Annotated in this window: 2 protein-coding genes and 1 pseudogene; all 3 read left to right on the top strand. The window is 51.8% G+C overall.

Annotated features, from left to right (window positions below):
- Positions 1–3126: response regulator (locus MHN01_RS13975; protein ID WP_239411903.1), on the top strand; the 3126-nt coding region annotated here is incomplete at its 5' end.
- A 778-nt stretch (positions 3127–3904) separates the two neighbouring features.
- The gene (locus tag MHN01_RS13970) at positions 3905–5584 is read left to right on the top strand and encodes an ABC transporter substrate-binding protein (protein WP_239411902.1); all 1680 of its coding nucleotides are present in this window, start codon (positions 3905–3907) and stop codon (positions 5582–5584) included.
- A 144-nt stretch (positions 5585–5728) separates the two neighbouring features.
- Positions 5729–5889 (top strand): annotated as a pseudogene (locus MHN01_RS13965) (ABC transporter permease); the annotation flags it as partial.

The following is a 5889-nucleotide window of genomic DNA, read 5'->3' as shown; positions in this document are numbered from 1 at the left end:
TACGGACTGGTAGGTGCCTATCATCAGTTGGGGGATATCTCGGCGCTGACCAAGGGCGGAAACACCAGCCGTTACTTTACCGAAACCCTGATTGCCAAGCCCCATAACAGTGCCTATAGCGGCAACTATGTCGGCCATGAACGCTATCGCCTGATGTATAAACGCTATAACTGGGCTTATGACGAATACCTCAAGCGATCAGATTTCAGTGATATCTTGCTGGTCGATATCAAGGGGAACGTCGTCTATTCCGCCCATAGCCCCGATAAGTTCAGTGCCAACCTGCTTGCCGATGACAGTCCTTTCGAGGCCCTGAAGCAGACCTTTGCCACGATAAAGAACAAGACCAAGCAACAACTAAGCGAGCCGGAGCAAGTTCCTGTCGCCTTTACCGATTTCACCGCTGCCTCTTCGGGCACAGAAAACGCAGCCTGGTTTGCTGCCCCTATCATTCAGCAGGGCTACCTGCACAGCTATGTGTTCTTCAAGCTCGGCAACCAGTCGATCAGCGACTTTATTGCTGATACCAGCAATACCTCCAACCGTGTGCAGACGCTGCTGGTCGGCAGTGATCACCTGTCGCGCCTGCCAAGCGGCGACACGCTACCGCAGGATCTCTCAAGCCCGAGCATTGAAAAAGCCCTCAGCGGCCAGACCGGAGTCGGCAGTTTCCTCAACTTTAACCAGATCCCGGTATTGAGCGCCTTTGCCCAAATCAATGTGCTGGGCAACCCCTGGGCACTGGTTGTCGAGCTACCTGAAGAGGAGGCTTTTGCCCGGATCCGCCAGCTGGAGAAAATCTTCTCAGTCGCGATGATCACCGCCATCATTCTGGTTATTATCGCCTCCCACTGGCTCTCCAACTCCATCACCGCTCCCTTGTTGCGCCTCACATGGGCGGCCGAGCGGGTCTCGGCCGGTGATATGGAGCAAGAGATCACCAGCACCGAACGCAGCGACGAAATTGGCCGCCTTGCAACCAGCTTTGCCAGAATGCAGCGCTCGATCCGTGAGAAAATCTCCCTGATCCGCAAGCAAAATGCCGAGCTGGAGCAAAACCTGCAGGTCATCCAGCAGCAAAATGACGATCTGCAAACTGCCGACAAGCTGAAAGATGAATTCCTGGCCACCACGTCGCATGAGCTGCGTACACCTCTCCACGGTATGGTCGGCATTGCCGAATCTCTCCTGGCCGGTGCCAGCGGCCCGGTCCAGCATACCCAGCGCCGGCAGCTGGAAATGATGATTAACAGCGGCCAGCGCCTCACCAATCTGGTCGATGATCTGCTCGACTACCACAAGATGCGCTATGGCGATCTGGACATGAACAAGCAGGCGGTTGATCTGGCATCGGCCGTCCGCCTGGTACTGGAACTGTCCGGCCACCTGCTCGGCAGCAAGCCGGTTCGGATCATCAACCAAATACCTGATGATCTCCCACTGGTGCTTGGCGACGAGCAACGCCTGGAGCAGGTGCTGTATAACCTCGTCGGCAACGCCATCAAATATACCTCGGAAGGCAAGATCATTTTGTCAGCGACCATCCTCGAAAACCAAATTCGTGTCCAGGTGGTCGATACCGGCCAGGGGATTCCGCCCGAGCAACTTGAACATATTTTCGAGCCGTTGATCCAGGCCAACACCAATGCCGCCCGCTACCGACAGGGCTCCGGGCTAGGGCTGTCAATCAGCCGCCAGCTTATCGAACTGATGGGAGGCAGACTATATGTCAGCAGTCAACCTATGGTCGGGGCAACCTTCAGCTTTACCCTGAACCAGGCATCGGAAGAAGATATCGCCGATAGCCAGCTGGCCAGCCGCAGCTCCCATTTCCAGGTTCCCTCGCTGGATACCACCTTCTGCGAGACGGAAGACATCCCGGAAAACCCGGACGGCGAATTGCTGCTGATTGTCGATGACGAGCCCGTCAACCTGCAGGTCCTCAATAACTTCCTCCGCCTTGAAGGCTATCGGGTAATTACCGCAGAAAACGGCCCGAGTGCATTAAAGCTAATGGAAAGTCACAAGCCGGCCCTTATTCTTCTCGACATCATGATGCCCGAAATGTCCGGGTATGAGGTTTGCCAACACCTTCGGCAGCAGTATTCCCGTCTCGAACTGCCTATCATCATGCTATCTGCCCTCGGGCAGGTACAAGATCGCGTCAAAGGATTCGAGAGCGGTGCCAACGACTACCTGACCAAGCCTTTTAACAAAGAGGAGCTGACAGCACGGATCGGCGCCCACATCAGAGCAGGGCAAACAGAAGTTCAACACCAGAAGAATCAGGCGCTGAAGCAGGAAATTGAACGCCGGGAGCAAGTCGAGGCTGGCCTTTTAGAAGCGCAGACCCGATTACTCGGCCTGCTGGAATCCACCAGCGAAGCCATTCTCTGCGTTCAGGGAGGCGGACGTATACGCTATGCAAACAGTGCAGCGGGCAAGCTGTTCCATCGTGCTCCCGAGCAGATGGAGCGACACAACATTGATGACATCCTCGCCACTCATCTACCAGCGGATATCACCAACAGCCATCACTATAACGGCAGCCTGCTCTACCGTATCAACGATGAGCTCGTCTCTCTGGACACCGACGTGATAAACCTTCCCGAGGAGTCCGGTCTCCAGCGCATGTTCGTGTTCGACAAGAATGGCCCGGCCACCCAGCAACGGGTCGAGGTGCTGGAAAATGCCATGGAGGTGCTTTCTGGCTTTGCCTTTGACGGCGACAAGGGATGTCTGCAGCAACTGCGTGAGCTGGGCGGTGAATTTACCCGACTGGCCGACAAACTGGATGACAACGGCAAAAACAAAACCGATTCGGTACGGGAACTGCTGGTCGAGGTCATGAAAGCCACCTTAAGTTTCTGGGAAGAATCGGCCAACAAGACCAAGTTCGAGCTGGCGGAAGAAAGTGGCCTGTGGCGCGTCTACCTCGACCGCAGCACGCTGCAAACCCGCACGCTGGATAAGTACCTCCATCTTGAAACCCTGCCCAAGACCCCACGCTGGCGCACGGTGCTCAATACCATCGACTTTGTGCTTGAGCGCTGCAGCACACCGAGTTCCGAACGGCAAAACATCGAGATAATGAAGGACAAGCTCCAGCACTTGATCGGCCAGTAGCCTGTTTAGCATTAGCATAAACCACCATCAGCAAGCCCGCAGACGCGGGCTTTTTTCCATCTCCGCTATTGCATTCACATAACCGCCACCATCCCGCCTGTAACCTGACAGACAGCACAGCCCCCCTCAAACGGGCTCAAAGAGGCTCTGCGCTTAGCTTATTTCGCCCATACTGTGATGTCCTCAGAGGGCTATCACAAAGCTTATTTCCAGCCGTAAAGTATCCCTTACCCTCATCAAAATAAAGCCATTAAAGCACGAAAAAATCGCTCAAAATTAGCGCTAACTCGCCCTTTTAAAGGCGAATTTCCCTTCAGATAGAAATATCTTTTGGTTTATGAGAAGCCAATCACAACAAATCAGGCCGTGAAATTTTCCGCAGGGAATTAACCCTAATACTTACTGTGCGTTACATCACAAAGGAGTATTTGACACTCTAAGATCTTTAATTTTAAGTGCTTCTGGCGTAGTGGTTACTAACAATAACGATGAAACACTGTGTATGAATCGTGAGTTGCCGCACACCTTCACGGATCTATTAACTAGTTCAACAATACAGAATTAACGTTTTTTACAGTACCCCCCTTGGTTTTGACGTTTTTGACGGGCGGGCAGATTGACGATCATGTCAATCAAGGGTTTCCTTAAGGCACTTAGAGTCTACAAGGCCATTCGATGTGAGTGTGTTATTCACTCTGTCGGAGTGGGCTCGAAAGAAGCCCTTCGGGGCATTCATTTTCCACAAGTGAAACAATAAGCAATAGAGTAAGGAACAGCTATGCTTGCCAATATTAAGAAAACCAAGTTAGCACTCGCAGTTGTTGCTGCAGCTTCCACAATGCTAACCGCACCGGTAGCCTCTGCAGCCGATCGCACTGAACTAACCATGGTACCTAAGTTCTACCCTACTTTTGTTCGTAACTTTAACCCATTCCTGCAGACTCAGTTGGATACGGTCCAAGACTTTATCTACGAGCCTCTAGTCGTGTTCAACGAACTTCAGGGCAATAAGCCAGTTATGCGTTTGGCAACAGACTACTACATGTCTGATGACCTAATGAAAGTGACTTTCGAGATCCGTGACGGCGTCAAATGGTCTGACGGTAATGCCTTTACCGCAGAAGATGTTGCCTTTACGTTCAACATGCTGAAGAAGCACCCGGAACTTGACCGTACCGGTATCAACCAGCGCCTGAAGTCTATTGAAGCATCCGGCAGCAAAGTTACCTTCAACCTGACTGAAGCAAACTCAAACGTACCGTACCTAATCAATGAAGTATCTATCGTTGCCGAGCATATCTGGAGCAAGGTAAATGATCCTACTCGCTTCACCAACGAAAACCCTGTTGGTACGGGTCCATTTACCGAAGTCGAAAACTTTACTCCACAGCTATACACCCAGTGCCGTAACCCGCAATACTGGGATAACAGCAACCTAGAGATTGACTGTCTGCGCCTGCCTCAGGTTGCGGGCAACGACCAGTTCCTGGGCCAGGTCCTAAGCGGCCAATTCGACTGGACTTACTCGTTCATTCCTGATGTCGACAGCACATACGCAGCAGCCAGCCCTCACAACAAGTACTGGTACCCTGCGGGCGGCAGCCAGGCATTCATGTTCAACTACAAGTCGCCAAATGCCGGTAACAACGAAGCGATCAACAACATCGACTTCCGCCGTGCCTTCTCTATGGCTATTGACCGTGAAACCATTATCGATATCGCGTTCTACGGCGGCGGTGTGGTAAATGACTATGCTTCAGGTCTGGGTCAGGCATTTGCCTCTTGGTCTGATAACACTGTCTACAACAAGTACAAGCCATTTATGACGTACAACATCGAGAACTCAAAAGCATTGCTGAAAAAAGCTGGCTTTAAGGATCTTGATAAAGATGGCTTCGTCGAAACGCCGACAGGCAAGAAGCTTGAGCTATCGATTCAATCTCCAAGTGGCTGGACTGACTTCAACAACACCGTTCAGCTAGCTGTTGAAATGCTTGAGGAAGTTGGCATCAAGGCGAAAGCAAGCACACCTGACTTCTCTGTCTACAATCAGGCAATGCTGGATGCGAAGTATGATGTTGCCTACACCAACTACTTCCACGGCGCTGACCCTTACACCTACTGGGACAGCGGTTACCACTCCCGCTTCCAGGCGAACCAGGGGATGCCTCGCTTTGCACTTCACTACTGGAGCAACAAAGAGCTAGACACGCTACTAGAAGGCTTCTACAAAACGGCTGATCGCAACGAACAGATGAACATCGCTCATAAAATCCAGAAGATCATTGCCGAAAACCAAGTAACAGTCCCTGTTATGTCTGGTGCCTACACTTCTCAGTACAACACCGCACGCTTTACTGGCTGGTGGAACGAGAAGAATCCGAAGGGCCGTCCAATGCCTATCACCAATACACAAGAGCGTCTGCTACAAGTACTTGATCTAAAACCTAAAGCATAATTTTTAGGTACTAACTTGCGGTGTGTACATTGCACACCGCCTCTTCCCCCCTCTCTATTTGAAAGTTATGGCGCCTTGCGTCAGGGGGATTTCTGTCCTGAATCCAGCGCGGTCAATACAGGCTGGATGATTAAGGTGTGAGTTATGGGATTCTTTATACGACGGCTGTCTTTTTATTTGATAGCGCTTTTATTTGCGATAACGCTGAACTTCGTTTTACCTCGCGCCATGCCCGGCGACCCGGTTACTATGATGTTCGCCAATGCAGCGGTACAGGTAACCCCTGAGCGCATCGCTGCCATGAA

It is taken from the genome of Photobacterium sp. OFAV2-7, from assembly GCF_022347985.1.
Taxonomy (GTDB): Bacteria; Pseudomonadota; Gammaproteobacteria; order Enterobacterales; family Vibrionaceae; genus Photobacterium.
The sequence above is the reverse complement of the archived record's forward strand: the minus strand, read 5'-3'. Positions and strand labels throughout refer to the sequence as shown.